Annotated in this window: 11 protein-coding genes; 2 read left to right on the top strand and 9 right to left on the bottom strand. The window is 73.3% G+C overall.

The features are described 5' to 3' along the window. Positions 1-39: 39 nt before the first annotated feature. On the bottom strand, positions 40-897 hold the full coding sequence (locus JQN84_RS04090) for a sulfurtransferase (protein WP_204957015.1): 858 nt from the start codon (positions 895-897) through the stop codon (positions 40-42). Positions 898-994: 97 nt separating this feature from the next. On the opposite strand from JQN84_RS04090, the gene JQN84_RS04085 reads away from it, so the two are divergent. Next, positions 995-1,681: an iron-dependent transcriptional repressor DtxR gene (locus tag JQN84_RS04085; RefSeq protein ID WP_204957014.1), complete on the top strand. Its 687-nt coding sequence runs from the start codon at positions 995-997 to the stop codon at positions 1,679-1,681. A 39-nt stretch (positions 1,682-1,720) separates the two neighbouring features. On the opposite strand, the gene JQN84_RS04080 is transcribed toward JQN84_RS04085, so the two are convergent. The 6 genes from JQN84_RS04080 to nrdR all read right to left on the bottom strand — a co-directional run bounded on the left by JQN84_RS04080 (position 1,721) and on the right by nrdR (position 9,085). Continuing rightward, a complete protein-coding gene (locus JQN84_RS04080) occupies positions 1,721-2,488 on the bottom strand; it encodes a hypothetical protein (RefSeq protein WP_239484651.1) in 768 nt (255 codons plus the stop codon). Positions 2,489-2,544: 56 nt separating this feature from the next. Next, positions 2,545-2,787 carry a DUF5522 domain-containing protein gene (locus JQN84_RS04075; protein ID WP_204957013.1) on the bottom strand — a complete coding sequence of 81 codons (243 nt, stop codon included), beginning with the start codon at positions 2,785-2,787 and terminating at the stop codon, positions 2,545-2,547. Between the two features lie 71 nt (positions 2,788-2,858). Further along, positions 2,859-4,355 (bottom strand): alpha/beta fold hydrolase, encoded by a 1,497-nt coding sequence (locus JQN84_RS04070; RefSeq protein WP_204957012.1) that lies wholly within the window; start codon positions 4,353-4,355, stop codon positions 2,859-2,861. Positions 4,356-4,496: 141 nt separating this feature from the next. Continuing rightward, positions 4,497-5,432 (bottom strand): DUF2332 domain-containing protein, encoded by a 936-nt coding sequence (locus tag JQN84_RS04065; protein WP_204957011.1) that lies wholly within the window; start codon positions 5,430-5,432, stop codon positions 4,497-4,499. A 195-nt stretch (positions 5,433-5,627) separates the two neighbouring features. Next, positions 5,628-8,516, bottom strand: a complete 2,889-nt coding sequence (locus JQN84_RS04060; RefSeq protein ID WP_204957010.1) for a vitamin B12-dependent ribonucleotide reductase — start codon at positions 8,514-8,516, stop codon at positions 5,628-5,630. 80 nt (positions 8,517-8,596) lie between these two features. Further along, positions 8,597-9,085 carry a transcriptional regulator NrdR gene (nrdR, locus tag JQN84_RS04055; protein WP_204957009.1) on the bottom strand — a complete coding sequence of 163 codons (489 nt, stop codon included), beginning with the start codon at positions 9,083-9,085 and terminating at the stop codon, positions 8,597-8,599. 553 nt (positions 9,086-9,638) lie between these two features. Here nrdR and lexA point away from each other — a divergent pair. Beyond that, positions 9,639-10,424: a transcriptional repressor LexA gene (gene lexA / locus JQN84_RS04050; RefSeq protein ID WP_204957008.1), complete on the top strand. Its 786-nt coding sequence runs from the start codon at positions 9,639-9,641 to the stop codon at positions 10,422-10,424. A 73-nt stretch (positions 10,425-10,497) separates the two neighbouring features. Here the strand turns inward: lexA and JQN84_RS04045 are convergent, their stop codons facing one another. Both JQN84_RS04045 and hflX read right to left on the bottom strand, forming a co-directional pair. Further along, on the bottom strand, positions 10,498-12,501 hold the full coding sequence (locus tag JQN84_RS04045) for a hypothetical protein (RefSeq protein ID WP_204957007.1): 2,004 nt from the start codon (positions 12,499-12,501) through the stop codon (positions 10,498-10,500). A 48-nt stretch (positions 12,502-12,549) separates the two neighbouring features. Continuing rightward, positions 12,550-14,001 carry a GTPase HflX gene (gene hflX, locus JQN84_RS04040; protein WP_204957006.1) on the bottom strand — a complete coding sequence of 484 codons (1,452 nt, stop codon included), beginning with the start codon at positions 13,999-14,001 and terminating at the stop codon, positions 12,550-12,552. Positions 14,002-14,147 lie beyond the last annotated feature (146 nt).

Genomic DNA, 14,147 nt, shown 5'->3' with positions numbered 1-14,147 from the left:
GTCGCACGACGGTCACCGCCCGCCCACCACACGTGCAGGTCAGCCGCCGGGTGTCGGGCCGGTCGCCACCGGCCGGGACCCGTCGGCGACCCATCCGCTCCACGATCCGACGTAGAGCGCGGCGTCCGGCCGGCCCGCCAGGTGCAGGGCCAGCACCGCCTGCGCGGCGGTCACCCCCGACCCGCAGTACGCCCCCACCGGCGCGTCGGCCCGCACCCCGACCGCGGCGAACCGGTCCCGCAGCACATCGGCCGCCGGGTAACGGCCCTCGGTGACGTACCCGGGGGCGGGCAGGTTCACCGCGCCCGGCACGTGCCCGGCGACCGGGTCGATCGGCTCGGTCTCGCCCCGGTAGCGGGGCGCGGCCCGCACGTCGATCAGCACCCCGTCGTCGGCCGCCGCGAGGGCCGCCGCCGCGTCGGCGTCCAGCACCGGCAGCGCACCAGGCCGGACCGTCACGTCACCGGGCGTGACGGTGGGCACCTCGACGGTGTACGGCAGCCCGGCGGCGCACCAGGCCGGCCAGCCGCCGGCCAGCACCCGCACCTGCCGGTGCCCGGCCCAGCGCAGCGTCCACCAGGCGCGGGCGGCGGCCAGGCCGTCGCCGCCGTCGTACACCACCACGGGGTGGCCGGTGCGCACGCCGGCGGCCCGCAGCGCGGCCTGGAGGGCGGCCGGGTCGGGCAGCGGGTGCCGGCCCGCCGCGCCGGGCGGACCGCACAGGTCGGTGTCCAGGTCGACGAAGACCGCGCCGGGCAGGTGCCCGGCGACGTAGTCGTCGCGGCCCGGCGGACCGGCCAGCCGCCAGCGGACGTCCAGCAGGGTCGGTGTGTCGGGCCGGGCCAGCTCGGCGGCGAGCCGGTCCGGCTCGATCAGGGGGTCATCGGTACCGGACATGACGTCCAGTCAACACCATCGCGGCAGCGACCTCGCGTTTCGGCGCAGGTCGATCTTCGCGCGCCGGGGTAGCATCGACCACCGGGAGGCCGCTGACGTGAAGCATGACCTGGTCGACACGACCGAGATGTACCTGCGCACCATCCTCGAACTCGAAGAGGAGGGGGTGCCGCCGCTGCGTGCCCGGATCGCCGAGCGGTTACGGCAGAGCGGGCCGACCGTCAGCCAGACCGTGGCCCGGATGGAACGCGACGGGCTGCTCACCGTCGAGGGCGACCGGCACCTGGCGCTCACCGAGCTGGGCCGGGGCAGCGCCGTGTCGGTGATGCGCAAGCACCGGCTGGCCGAGCTGCTGCTGGTCAACGTGATCGGGATGCCCTACGAGGAGGCCCACGAGGAGGCCTGCCGGTGGGAGCACGTGATGAGCGACGCGGTGGAGAAGCGGGTGTACGACCTGCTCAACCGTCCCACCCGCTCGCCGTACGGCAACCCGATCCCAGGGCTTGAGGAGCTGGGTCCGCCGCAGGCCGGAGCCAGCGATCCGGTCGAGGGTGAACGCAACCTCGCCTTCCCCGGGCTGACCGGGCAGGTGGTGGTCCGGCGGATCTGCGAGAGCGTCCAGACCGACGCCGACGTGCTGCGGCAGCTGCACGCCGCCGGGGTGGATCCGGGCGCCACGGTCACCGTCGCCCAGGAACGCGACGGGGTGTTCATCGACCGCTCCGGCGAACGGGTCCGGCTGCCCCGCGAGGTCGCCTCCCGGGTCTTCGTCGCCGCCCACTGACCGCCCCGGCGGCGGCCCGGCCGGCACCGCGACCGGCCGTCACAACGACCGGGTGTCGAGCGTCCTGGCCAGGTCGACGAGGTGGTCGGCCACCTCGTCGGCGGTCGCCCGGTCGTCGTCCGGCCGGCAGGTCCAGCGGAGCGTGGCCAGCCGGTCCTCGGTGGCGAGCCAGCCCACCTCGGCCGTCGGGCCGCGCTTCGCGGTCTTCGCGCCGGTCCGGCGGTAGGCGGCCTGGCCCAGCTTCGACACCTTCTTCGCCCCGGCGGGCAGCACGTCGGCGGTGAAGGTCGGCACGTCGATCGAGGTGTCGGTGACCGTCAGGGTCAGCTCCGGCCAGGTGGCGTCGGTGGCCCGTACCACGCAGGTGCGGGTGTCGCCGCGGTCGCTGGCGGCGGCCACGTCGAAGCGGACCCCGGCGTGTTCCTCGATCACCGCGAAGTCGAGCAGCCGGCACGCCCCACCGGACGAGGCGGCAGCCACCTCCACGGTGGCCGGTTCCCCGGCGGGCAGCCGTACCGGCTCGACCTCCGACGCGCCACAGCCCGTGGTCAGCAGCACGCCCACGCCGGCCAGCCAGATCCGCCCGTGCACGGGCACACCTCCGTGATCGTCGACGGAAAGCCCGCCGGTGTCCGTCGGAAACCGTACGGGTTGGGGTTGCCGGACGGAAGACCCCGGGTGGCGTGCCGCCCCGGACATCCGGGCGCCCAGCTCACCGACCGGCCGGCCGGCCCAGGACAGGGCGATGTTCCGGTCCCGCCACAGCGGCGGGCGTACCACCCGGCCGCCGGTCAGTTGCGCGGTCATCGATCCCGCGTCGGTCCTCTCCGCTCAAGGTGGACCGGGTGGCCGGGGCCGCCGAATCAGTCGTCGACGTACGGGCAGTGCCGGCAGCCACGCCCGCAGCAGGTGCCGCGCCGCGCCAGGAAACCTGCGGTGAGGACGAACAACCCGGTGGCCGGGTCGGGATAGCCGGCGTCCCCGGCGGCGAGCGCGGCGGCGTGCGCGGCCAGGATCAGCGCCCGGTCGGGGTGCTCCGGCGGCAGCCGGGACGGGTGCGGCTCGGTCAGCGGCCGACCCGCCAGCGGACGTCGTTCGCCACTCACCGCGGCGAGTCTACTGACCGGGGGGCAGTGCCGACCCGGACCGGTGGGGCGACCCGACCGGAGCGGTGGGCTCAGCCCGCCGCGTCGGCGGTCTCGGCGCGGACCCGGGTCAGCAGGTCGACGAAGGGGCCGGGCCGTTGGTAGAGCGACCGGTGGCCGGCGGCGTCCAGCACCACGTGCTCCTTGTGCGGGGCCTGGAGCTGGGCGTACCACTGGGTGGTCAGGGCCAGCCGGCCCGGCACCTCGTGCACGCCGTCGACCAGGTAGACCGGCACCGCCAGCTGTCGCACCCGGGTACGCAGGTCGACCTGCTGGACCTTCGGGTAGAGCACGTCCCAGCCGTCCAGACCGCCGCCGAGCACGTGCGCCTTCTCCAGCAGGGTGTACTCGGCGACACCGAGGTTCTCCCCCGTCCCGCCCCGGCCCTCGTGGTTGCCGGTGCGGTCGAAGTCGAAGGCGGCTGCCTCGTTGGCCAGCAGCGGCTCGTAGTGGTACATGTCCGGATACGGTGGCGGCCCCAGGTCGGTCAGCTGCCGGACCAGATCGTCCCGTCCGGTCCGGCGCGCCCAGGCGAGGGTGTCGGCGTACTGGCTGCGGTCGGCGGCCCGCAGGTCGACCACCTGGCCGACCCCGACGTACGCCCGGAACAGCTCCGGGCGGCGCTGCACGGCGACGGCGGCGACCAGCGTCCCCCCGGAGTGTGCCACCAGGTAGACGTCCGGTCGGCCGAAGCGCTGCCGCAGCCGGTCGGCGACAGCGAGCAGATCGGCGACCTCGCTGTCGAGGGTCAGCGACGACGAGGGCGGGAAGGCCGCCCAGGACCGGGCCGCGCCGCGTCGGTCCACCGTCGCCACCACGAACTGCCGCTCCAGCCCGGCGAGGTGCCGACGGACCGCCCCCACCTCGGAACTGCCCGGCCCACCGGGCAGGAAGAGCAGCACCGGGGCGCGCCGGTCGGCCCCGCGCAGCAGCACCCCCAGCTCCCGGTCGCCGCCACCGCGTACCGTGGTCAGCTCGGCTATCCCACCCGGTACGGCAGCCGTGACCGCCGGCAGCGCCACCCCGACCGTCACCAGCGCGACCAGCGCGGCGAGCAACCCCACCCCGATCCGCCCCAACCAGGTCCACACCGGACGGCGGCCCGTCGTCGGGGCGGCCCGCCGGGCCAGACCCGCACCGTAGGCCGCGCCGACCAGCAGCGGCAGCAGGGACAGCAGCCCGTGTACGCCCCGGCCCAGCAGCAGCGCACCGATACCGAAGCCGGTCAGGTGCGGGGCGTCCACGGTCGGCCCCCGTAGCGGCCAGCGGACCAGCTCGACGGCGAGGGCGAAGAACACCGGAGCCGCGAGCATCGCCGCCCGGGACCGGCCCGCCCAGCCGGCGAGCCCGCCGACCGCGAGGCTGACCAGGATCGACGTCAGGGCCTCGGCGGTGGTGCCGGGACCACGCGGGGTCCACCAGCCGACCAGCAGACCCCAGCCGAACGGTGCGATGCCGGCGACGAGCCAACGGACCGACCTGGTGGCACGGCTGAGCACGGCGGGACGGGGCAGTGACGGCTTCGCCATGACACCTCGCCCGGGTAGTCGGCACCCCAGCCTAGTGATGATCGATCTCATCCGCTGTCCCGTGACGCTCACGAACCGTCATGGCCCGGGTCACGTCCCGCCGGATCGGGCCGGTCGCCCCGCTGACCGGTCACCCCAGGTTCAGCCGAACCAGTGCGCCGACTGGCCGTGCGAGCGCATCCAGGCCAGCGGTGTCCCGTCGAGGGCGAGCACGTTGTACAACGTCCCGTCGGGCGGGGACGGCAGCCCGTCGAGGGCGAGCACGTCGGCCGCCTCGGCGGACACCCAGTGGCCGGGCAGGGCGCGGACCAGCGCGACGAAGGCCGCCCGAGAGGCCGGCGGCACCTGGTAGAGCACGGAGGTGTGCAGGACCACCAGTGTCGCGCCGGCCGGTGCCCGCGCGGCCAACGCCGGCAGGTCGTCCACCAGGTCACCGCGGACCAGCTCCGGCGGGTCAGCGGCGGCCACCGCCGCTGCCGCCCGCAACCGGGCCCGGCGGTGGGTGTGCTCCGGCCAGATCAGCGCGTCGAGCCAGGCCACGTCGGCCGGGTCGGTGACGTCGAGCGGGTTCAGGTCGAGGCCGGCCCGCCACACCACCTCGGGGCGGGTGGTCGGCGGCCCGGTCCCGGTCAGCGTGCAGTCGAGGACCGGCTCCCCCGCCCCGAGCAGGTGGTCGCCGTAGCGGTAGGCGTACCGGTCGGGAAAGAGGCAGAGACCGGCGGACGCGCCGACCTCCAGCAGCGCCAGCGGCTGCGGCAACGCGGCCAGCACCGGCAGCAGCGCCGCGCAGCGGCCGGCCTCGTTGGTCTGCACCGCCCGGGTGAGCATCGCGGCCCGCACGGCGGGCCAGTGCGCCACGGTGTGGGCTCGGAAGGCGGCCGGGTCGTCGACCGGGCCACCGAGCCAGCGGACCACGCCGAGGAGCAGTTGCGGCTGCCGTTTGGCCGGGGGCAGGGTGTCCAGCAGGGCGAGCAGTTCGTCGTCGCGGGCGACCGCGTGGGCCAGCCGTTCGTAGGCCGGGGAGACCCCGTGCGCCTCCCGGGTGGCGAACTCGACGTACCGGTCGGCGGTGGTCATGCCCCGATCATTCCCTCCGCGCCCGCCCGGCGGGGTCCCCGGTGCGCCGCCGTGGGCGTGATCCGCGTAACGGGCGCGAGGTGGTGGTGTCCGGGTAGGACCGTTGCCGCCACCTCGCCCACCGGGGTCGATGATGGGGACGAAACGCGGGAGGGCCGGCACCCGTCGGGTGCCGGCCCTCCGTTGACGCGTACGTCAGCTGCAACCGCTGGTGGAGCCGCAGCCCTCGCAGACGTAGCAACTGCCGGCGGGGCGCATCTTCGTACCGCAGGTGAAGCAGAGCGGCGCGTCGGCGGCCTTGCCGATCACGGCCTCCAGCAGCTCGGTGGAGGAACCCACGGCGGGCGCCGGCTTGACGGTGGCCACCCCGGCCAACTCCTGCGCCGGCTGGGCCACCGGACCGGTCTTCGGCTCGACCGCCTCGACCGGGGCGGAGGACGCCATCGCCGTCAGGTCGGTGCCGGCGGCCTCCGCGTCGGCCTCGGCCCGCAGCTGCGCGGCCCGCTCCTTGGCGGTGAAGATGCCCAGCTCGGCACGGCGCTCGTAGGGCAGGAAGTCCAGCGCCAGGCGACGGAAGATGTAGTCCATCACCGAGGCGGCCATCCGCACGTCCGGGTCGTCGGTCATGCCGGCCGGCTCGAAGCGCATGTTGGTGAACTTGCTGACGTACGTCTCCAGCGGGACGCCGTACTGCAGGCCGATGGAGATCGCCACCGAGAAGGCGTCCATCACCCCGGCCAGGGTGGAGCCCTGCTTGGACATCTTGAGGAAGACCTCGCCGAGGCCGTCGTCCGGGTAGGACGAGGCGGTGAGGTAACCCTCCGCGCCGCCGACCGAGAAGGAAACGGTCTGCGAGGGGCGCTTCTTCGGCAGCCGCTTGCGCACCGGGCGGTACTCGACGACCTTCTCCACGGCCTTCTCGACCTCGGCGGCCGGGGCAACGGTCTCGGCCGCGCCCTTGTTGGGCTTGGCCACCGACAGCGGCTGGCCGACCTTGCAGTTGTCCCGGTAGATCGCCAGCGCCTTCAGGCCGAGCTTCCAGCCCTCGAAGTAGATCTTCTCGACGTCGGCGACGGTGGCCTGCTCCGGCATGTTGACCGTCTTGGAGATGGCCCCGGAGATGAACGGCTGGACGGCCGCCATCATCCGCACGTGCCCCATCGGGGCGATCGACCGCTCACCCATCGCGCAGTCGAAGACCGGGTAGTGCTCCGGCTTGAGGCCGGGGGCGTCCACCACGTGCCCGTGGTCGGCGATGTGCTCGACGATCGCCTCGACCTGCTCCTCCGGGTAGCCGAGGCTACGCAGGGCACGCGGCACGGTCTGGTTGACGATCTGCATCGAACCGCCGCCGACCAGCTTCTTGAACTTCACCAGCGCCAGGTCGGGCTCGACCCCCGTGGTGTCGCAGTCCATCATCAGGCCGATGGTGCCGGTCGGGGCGAGCACGCTGGCCTGCGAGTTGCGCCAGCCGTTGCGGTCGCCGACCTTGTTGCCCTCGGTCCACTGCCGGGTGGCCTCGCGCTGGATCGCGGTGGCCACCGTGCCGGCCGGCTTGATGGCGTCGTTGGCGGCGGCGTGCTTGCGCATCACCCGCTTGTGCGGCTCGGCGTTACGGGCGTAGCCGTCGTACGCGCCGACGATGCCGGCAAGCTCGGCCGACCGGCGGTACGCCGTGCCGGTCATCAGCGAGGTGATCGCCGCGGCCACCGACCGGCCCTGCTCCGAATCGTACGGCAGGCCGGAGGCCATCAGCAGCGCGCCGAGGTTGGCGTAGCCGATGCCGAGCTGCCGGTAGGCGCGGGTGGTCTCGCCGATCTTCTCGGTCGGGAAGTCGGCGAAGCAGATCGAGATGTCCATCGCGGTGATGACGAACTCGACCGACCTGACGAACTTCTCCACCTCGAAGCCGCCGTCGGCCTTGAGGAACTTCATCAGGTTGAGCGAGGCCAGGTTGCACGAGGAGTTGTCCAGGTGCAGGTACTCCGAGCACGGGTTCGACGCGGTGATCCGGCCGGTCTCCGGGCAGGTGTGCCAGTCGTTGATGGTGTCGTCGTACTGCAGGCCGGGGTCGGCGCACTCCCAGGCGGCCTGGGAGATGGTGCGGAACAGCTTCTTGGCGTCGATCGTCTCGATGGTCTGCCCGTCGAGCCGGCCGCGCAGGTCGAAGCCGCCGTTGTTCTCCACCGCCGTCATGAACTCGTCGGAGACCCGGACGGAGTTGTTGGCGTTCTGGTACTGGACGCTGACGATGTCGGCGCCGCCCAGGTCCATGTCGAAGCCGGCGTCCCGCAGCGCGCGGATCTTGTCCTCCTCGCGCGCCTTGGTCGCCACGAACTCCTCGATGTCCGGGTGGTCCACGTCGAGGATGACCATCTTGGCCGCGCGCCGGGTGGCACCGCCGGACTTGATGGTGCCGGCGGAGGCGTCCGCGCCGCGCATGAAGCTGACCGGGCCGGAGGCGGTGCCGCCGGAGGAGAGCAGTTCCTTCGAGGACCGGATGCGGGAGAGGTTGACCCCGGCGCCGGAGCCGCCCTGGAAGATCCGCCCCTCCTCCTTGTACCAGTCCAGGATGGAGTCCATCGAGTCGTCGACCGAAAGGATGAAGCAGGCGCTGACCTGCTGCGGCGACGGGGTGCCGACGTTGAACCAGACCGGCGAGTTGAAGCTGAACACCTGGTGCAGCAGCATCCAGGTCAGCTCGTGCGCGAAGATCTCGGCGTCGCCGGGGGTGGCGAAGTAGCCGTTCTGTTCACCGGCGGCCCGGTAGGTGCTGACCACCCGGTCGATGAGCTGCCTGAGCGACCACTCGCGCTGCGGGGTCCCCACCGCGCCCCGGAAGTACTTGGTGGTGACGATGTTGGCCGCGTTGACGCTCCACGACTCGGGGAACTCCACCCCGCGCTGCTCGAAGTTGATCGAGCCGTCCCGCCAGTTGGTCATGACGATGTCGCGGCGTTCCCACGTCATCTCGTCGTACGGGTGCACGCCCTCGGTCGTCCAGACCCGCTGCACCTTGAGCCCCGTCACCGCGCCGTTCTTCGCCGCCCGCGACCGGCTTGTTGTCACGCCGTCCCCCGCCATCTCATCGGCCCCCTCGTCTGCGCGGCCACCCGCCACGCGTCGTCTCTGTCAGAATCCACGTCGTTGCTGTCGGAAAAGACTCAGTCGGTACGGCCGGCGGCCCCGGCCGCGTCGGCGCGGGCCTGTGCGGCGGCCCGCAGCGTCTCGATCTCCCGTTCGAAGTCGGCGAGCGAGTCGAACGAGCGGTAGACGCTGGCGAAGCGCAGGTAGGCCACCTCGTCCAGGTCGCGCAGTGGGCCCAGGATCGCCAGTCCCACGTCGTGGCTCGGCAGTTCGGCCGCACCCTTGGCCCGGACGGTCTCCTCGACCTTCTGGGCCAACAGGGCGATGGAGTCCTCGTCGACCGGCCGCCCCTGGCACGCCTTGCGCACCCCACCGATGATCTTGGTCCGGCTGAACGGCTCGGTCACGCCACTGCGCTTGACCACCGCGAGCACGGCCTCCTCGACCGTGGTGAACCGTTTGCCGCATTCCGGGCAGGAGCGCCGGCGACGGATCAGCTGACCGTCGTCGGCCTCGCGCGAGTCGACCACCCGGGAGTCGGCGTGCCGGCAGTACGGGCACCGCATCGCCTGACCTCCTTGATCGACCGGGGCCGCCCGCCCACCTCCGGGCACGCGTCGGCCCGGCGGAGCCGGCTTCGCCAGCCGTCGCCGTGGTCGACGGTACGGGAGTGCGGTGGGTAGTCGTAACCCAACCTGTGGGCAACTTACGCCCGTGTGACTACTACATCTAGGGGTCGACCGTAGGCCGCCGAGGGAGTCGGGTCAAGTTGCCCGCGTGTCTGGCGCGTCACCGGCGACCATCGGCGGCGACCCGTCATCCCGGGGGCACGCTGAGTGCAACCGACCGGAGCCACGGGAGGTTACCGGCCACCCGGACAACCCTCCGGACGGAGGACCGGGCCCGGCGGGACGTACCATCTACCAGAACAGGCGTACGAAAGGCCAGGATTTCCACCCGACACGCCGAGTTGCGTCGTACAGATGTTTGAAAATGACCGATCTCACCTATACGGTCATGAACGACCGGGCACGGCGCACCACGTCGGTCCGGCACCGCGACACCCCCGCACGCACCACGAGCCGCCAAGGCACCCAGCGCCGACCAGGGAGGACGGACGTGACCGAGGACCGGGCCAGCCGGCAGAAGAACCCGCAGCCGAGCGCCGAGGCGGGTCCCCCGGCCAGTCGGCGTCCCCGCGCCGCCCGCAGCCGTACCGGCCAACCGGCCGTCCGCCCGGTCACCCCGGTGGTCAGCGGCTTCCCCGACCCAACCGCCGTCGACCTGACCGCCCGGCAGCGCCGCATCCTGGAGTTCATCCGCAGCTGGGTGGAGCGGCACGGCTACCCGCCGAGCGTCCGCGAGATCGGTGAGGCGGTCGGCCTGGTCTCCCCGTCGAGCGTCGCCTACCAGCTCAAGGAGCTGGAGAAGAAGGGCTTCCTGCGGCGCGACCCCAACCGGCCCCGCGCGGTGGACGTGCGCGCCCCCGGCGGCGACGCCGACGACGAACTGAGCCGCGCCCAGCGCCCCACCCCGGCGTACGTGCCGATGCTGGGCCGGATCGCCGCCGGCGGCCCGATCCTCGCCGAGCAGGCGGTGGAGGACGTCTTCCCGCTCCCCCGCGAGCTGGTGGGTGAGGGCGAGGTCTTCATGCTCCAGGTCAAGGGCGACTCGATGCTCGACGCGGCGATCTGCGACGGCGACTGGGTGGTCGTCCGGCAACAGCCGACCGCCGAGGCCGGTGACATCGTGGCCGCCATGCTCGACGGCGAGGCGACCGTCAAGACCTACCGGCGACGCGACGGCCACGTCTGGCTGATGCCGCAGAACCCGGCCTTCGATCCGATCCCCGGTGACGACGCCACCATCATGGGCCGGGTCGTCGCCGTGCTCCGCCGGATCTGACCCGTGACCTGACCGGTCGCCCTTCCCCGGGGAAGGGCGACCGGTCAGGTGTGTCGGGAGGTTCGCCGTCGCGTCAGTAGCGTTCGCCGCTGCGGCCGGGCGGGGGGCCGTACTGGCCGCCGCGCCGGTCGTCGTGGCCCTCATGACGTGGGCCGGAGCGCGGCTCGCGGGGGTCGGTCTCCCGGCGCGGCGGCTCGGCCCGCCCACCGCCACCGCCGTAGACACCGCCACCGCCGCCCCGGCCACCGGCCGGCGCGCCACCACGGCCGCCCGGAGGCGGACCGCCCCGGCCACCGGCCGGCGCGCCACCACGGCCACCGCCCGGGGCAGCGCCGCGCCCGTCCGGCGGCGTGCCACCCCGGGCACCCGGCGGCGTGCCGCGCCCGGCCACCGGGGCACCGCCACGGCCCCCCGGAGGGACACCTCGGCCGCCGGCCGGGGCACCACCACGCCCACCGGCGGGAGCACCGCCACGCGGGCCCACAGCCGGCGGGCCGCCCCGGGACGCGCCGCCGGCCGGGGCACCATGGGGAGCACCACCGCGCGGACCCGCGCCGTTACCCGCCGGGACGGCACCATAGACCCCGCCGCCGGCGGGGCGACCACCGCCGTAGACCCCGCCGCCCGCCGGGCGACCGCCGGTCGGCGGCGGCCCACCGGCCGGACGGCCGGCGGGAGCCGCACCGGACCCGGCCGGGGGCCGGCCACCGCCGTAGACCCCGCCGCCGGCCGGGCGGGCGGGCGACCCGCCGGGCGTCGCCGGAGCACCGTAGACACCGCCGCGCGGCCGGTCCGCGACCGGCTCGGCGGCGTGCGGACCGTCGCCTGCCGACCGCCCCTCGGCCCGGGAGACCGCGCCGGAGGTGAACACGTCGTCGTCCTGGTCGACCGGGTCGTCGCCGACCGTCGCGGCCCGCCGCCGGGACCTGACGATCCCGACGATGCCGGCCCCCACCAGGAGCGCGCCGACCACGCCGACAGCACCGATCAGATAGGTGATCTGGTCCAGGCTGAGGTTGTCGTACCAGGACTTCTCGGTCGCCGGTTTGGCCCCCGCCTCGCCCTCGACCGGCTCGGCACCCTTGGTCGACGGCGTGTAGCCGAGGATGTCGATCGGGTCCTCCGGGGCGAGTTCCCCGCCGTCGGAGACGGTGACGAACCCGGTGCCGTCGGGGGTGTACGAGATGGCCTCGCCGAACGGGTCGGCCAGCGGGGTGACCCGGGGCTTGCCGGTGGTCAGGGCGGCCACGATGTCGTCGCCGCTGACGTCGTACTCGAAGGCGTCGGCGTAGGTGCGCAACACCACCCGGCTGCCGTCGGGCGAGCGGGCCGCCCCGGTGATCGCCACCCGGCCGATGATGTTCAGCGGGTTGTCGGTGGTGGTCTTGGGCAGGGTGATCTCGCCGACCTTCTTCATCGGCACCGGATCGGTGTTGCCGTCAGGGTCGAGCTTGGCCTCCGGAGTGAAGATCTCCGCCTTGCCACTGGGCACCTTGGTGATCACCAGGGGGAGGCCGTCCGCGCCGACCAGCAACGCCTCGGCGTCGTGCGGCTTACGTTCCGGGTACGACAGCCGGTGCAGCACCGGCTGCTTGGACCCGGAGACCGGCATCGTCCAGACCGCGACCCGGGTACGCCGTTCCCGGCTGGTGACGTTGTCGCCGGTGTCGGCGATCCAGAGGGTCTTGCCGTCGGGCGAGAGGGCCAGGTCCTCGGTGTCGAACGGGCCGTCACCGGAGTACTTCACCGGCTCCTTGGCGATCTTGCACTTGGTGTCCAGGAAGAAGACCCGCTTGCGGCTCTCCTCCAGGGTGCCGTCGTTGATCACGATGTAGCCGGTCTTCGTGGCGACCAGACCGGACACCTCGCGCAGCCGCTCGTCGGTGATCGTGCACTTCTTCTTGCCCGCCGCCGCGAGCGGACCCGCCCCGACGGCCAGCGTCCCCGCTCCGGTGACGGGCGGGGCCACCCCGGCGGGGACGGCGGAGACCGGTGCCGCCCCGGCGGCAGCAGCGGGTGCCACGGCCGCGCCGAACAGGGCGAGGGCAACCGTGACCGAGGAGACAGCGCGGCGCATGGCGTCAGTGTCGCATGCCGCGATGAACCTCAGGTCACACCGGAGCGCTCACCGACTGCCGGCCACCGCCGGATCACCCGCCGCCACGAACGGCGTCAGCTCGGCCGCCAGCGCCTCCCCGACCCGGACGTGCAGGAGCGTGCCCTCGGGCAGGTGGGAGGTGCTGAGCACCTCACCCTGCCGGTGCAGCCGGGCCACCAGGTCACCCCGGTCGTACGGCAGCACCGCGCGGACCTCGACCGCCGGGCGGGGCAGCCGCTGCTCGATCACCTCACGCAACGCCTCGATGCCGCGCCCGCTGTACGCGGAGACGAACACCGCGTCCGGCCAGAGCCGCTTGAGCCGCAGCAGGGTCTCCTCGTCGGTGGCGTCGGTCTTGTTGACCACCAGCAGCTCGGGCAGCCGATCGGCACCGACCTCGGAGAGCACCTCGCGGACGGCCCGGACCTGCTCCTCCGGGTCGGGATGGGTGCCGTCGACCACGTGCACCACCAGGTCGGCCTCGGCGACCTCCTCCAGCGTCGAGCGGAACGCCTCGACGATCTGGTGCGGCAGGTGCCTGACGAAACCCACCGTGTCGGAGAGCGTGTAGAGCCGCCCGTCCGAGGTGGTGGCCCGGCGGGTGGTCGGGTCCAGGGTGGCGAAGAGCGCGTTCTCCACCAGCACGCCCGCGCCGGTGAGCCGGTTGAGCAGACTCGACTTGCCGGCGTTGGTGTAACCGGCGATGGCCACGGCGGGAACGGCGTTGCGGGAACGACGGGCACGCTTGGTCTGGCGTACCGTCTTCATGGCCTTGATCTCCCGACGTAGCCGGGCGATGCGGTGCCGGATGCGCCGACGGTCGGTCTCCAGCTTGGTCTCACCGGGACCACGCAGGCCCACCCCGCCACCGGCGCCGCCACCCCGCCCGGAACCACCCGTCTGCCGGGAGAGCGTCTCACCCCAACCACGCAACCGGGGCAGCAGGTATTCGAGCTGGGCCAGCTCGACCTGCGCCTTGCCCTCCTTGCTCTTGGCGTGCTGGGCGAAGATGTCGAGGATCAGCGCGGTGCGGTCGACGACCTTGACCTTGGTGCGCTGTTCCAGGTTCCGCAGCTGGGACGGGGACAGCTCGCCGTCGCAGATCACCGTGTCGGCGCCGGTGGAGAGCACCACGCCGGTCAGGTCGTCGACCTTGCCCCGGCCGACGTAGGTGGCCGGGTCGGGACGGCTGCGGCGCTGGATCAGCCCTTCGAGCACCTGTGAACCGGCGGTCTCGGCCAGGGCGGCCAGCTCGGTCAGCGAATTGTCGGCGTCGCGCTGGGTGCCGTCGGTCCAGACGCCGACGAGGACGACCCGCTCCAGCCGCAGCTGGCGGTACTCGACCTCGGTGACGTCGGTCAGCTCGGTGGAGAGGCCGGGGACCCGCCGCAACGCCTGCCGCTCCGACAGCTCGTACTCGCCGGTCGTGGCGTCGAGGTCGTCGTCCGAGTAGGGGGTCTGGGTCTCCTGGTCTCGCAAGCTGCGACTCCTGTCCGTTCTGTGCATGTACCGAGTAATCCTGACATGGGTCAACGCCGAGCGCGACTGCTATATGCCCGTGGTGGAGGTCGCCGAACGCGGGGCCGGCTGCCGCCGTGGCCCGGCGGGCGAGTAGAAATGCTGAC

The organism is Micromonospora humidisoli (genome assembly GCF_016900955.1).
GTDB lineage: Bacteria > Actinomycetota > Actinomycetes > Mycobacteriales > Micromonosporaceae > Micromonospora > Micromonospora wenchangensis.
Note: the sequence above shows the minus strand (reverse complement) of the source record. Positions and strands in the feature narration are given on the sequence as shown.

Coding starts and splice junctions, on each gene's coding strand:
- JQN84_RS04045 (WP_204957007.1), bottom strand. CDS start 12,501: ATGCGCCGCGCTGTCTCCTCGGTCACGGTTGCCCTCGCCCTGTTCGGC.
- JQN84_RS04060 (WP_204957010.1), bottom strand. CDS start 8,516: ATGGCGGGGGACGGCGTGACAACAAGCCGGTCGCGGGCGGCGAAGAAC.
- nrdR (WP_204957009.1), bottom strand. CDS start 9,085: ATGCGGTGCCCGTACTGCCGGCACGCCGACTCCCGGGTGGTCGACTCG.
- JQN84_RS04070 (WP_204957012.1), bottom strand. CDS start 4,355: ATGGCGAAGCCGTCACTGCCCCGTCCCGCCGTGCTCAGCCGTGCCACC.
- JQN84_RS04090 (WP_204957015.1), bottom strand. CDS start 897: ATGTCCGGTACCGATGACCCCCTGATCGAGCCGGACCGGCTCGCCGCC.
- JQN84_RS04080 (WP_239484651.1), bottom strand. CDS start 2,488: ATGACCGCGCAACTGACCGGCGGCCGGGTGGTACGCCCGCCGCTGTGG.
- JQN84_RS04065 (WP_204957011.1), bottom strand. CDS start 5,432: ATGACCACCGCCGACCGGTACGTCGAGTTCGCCACCCGGGAGGCGCAC.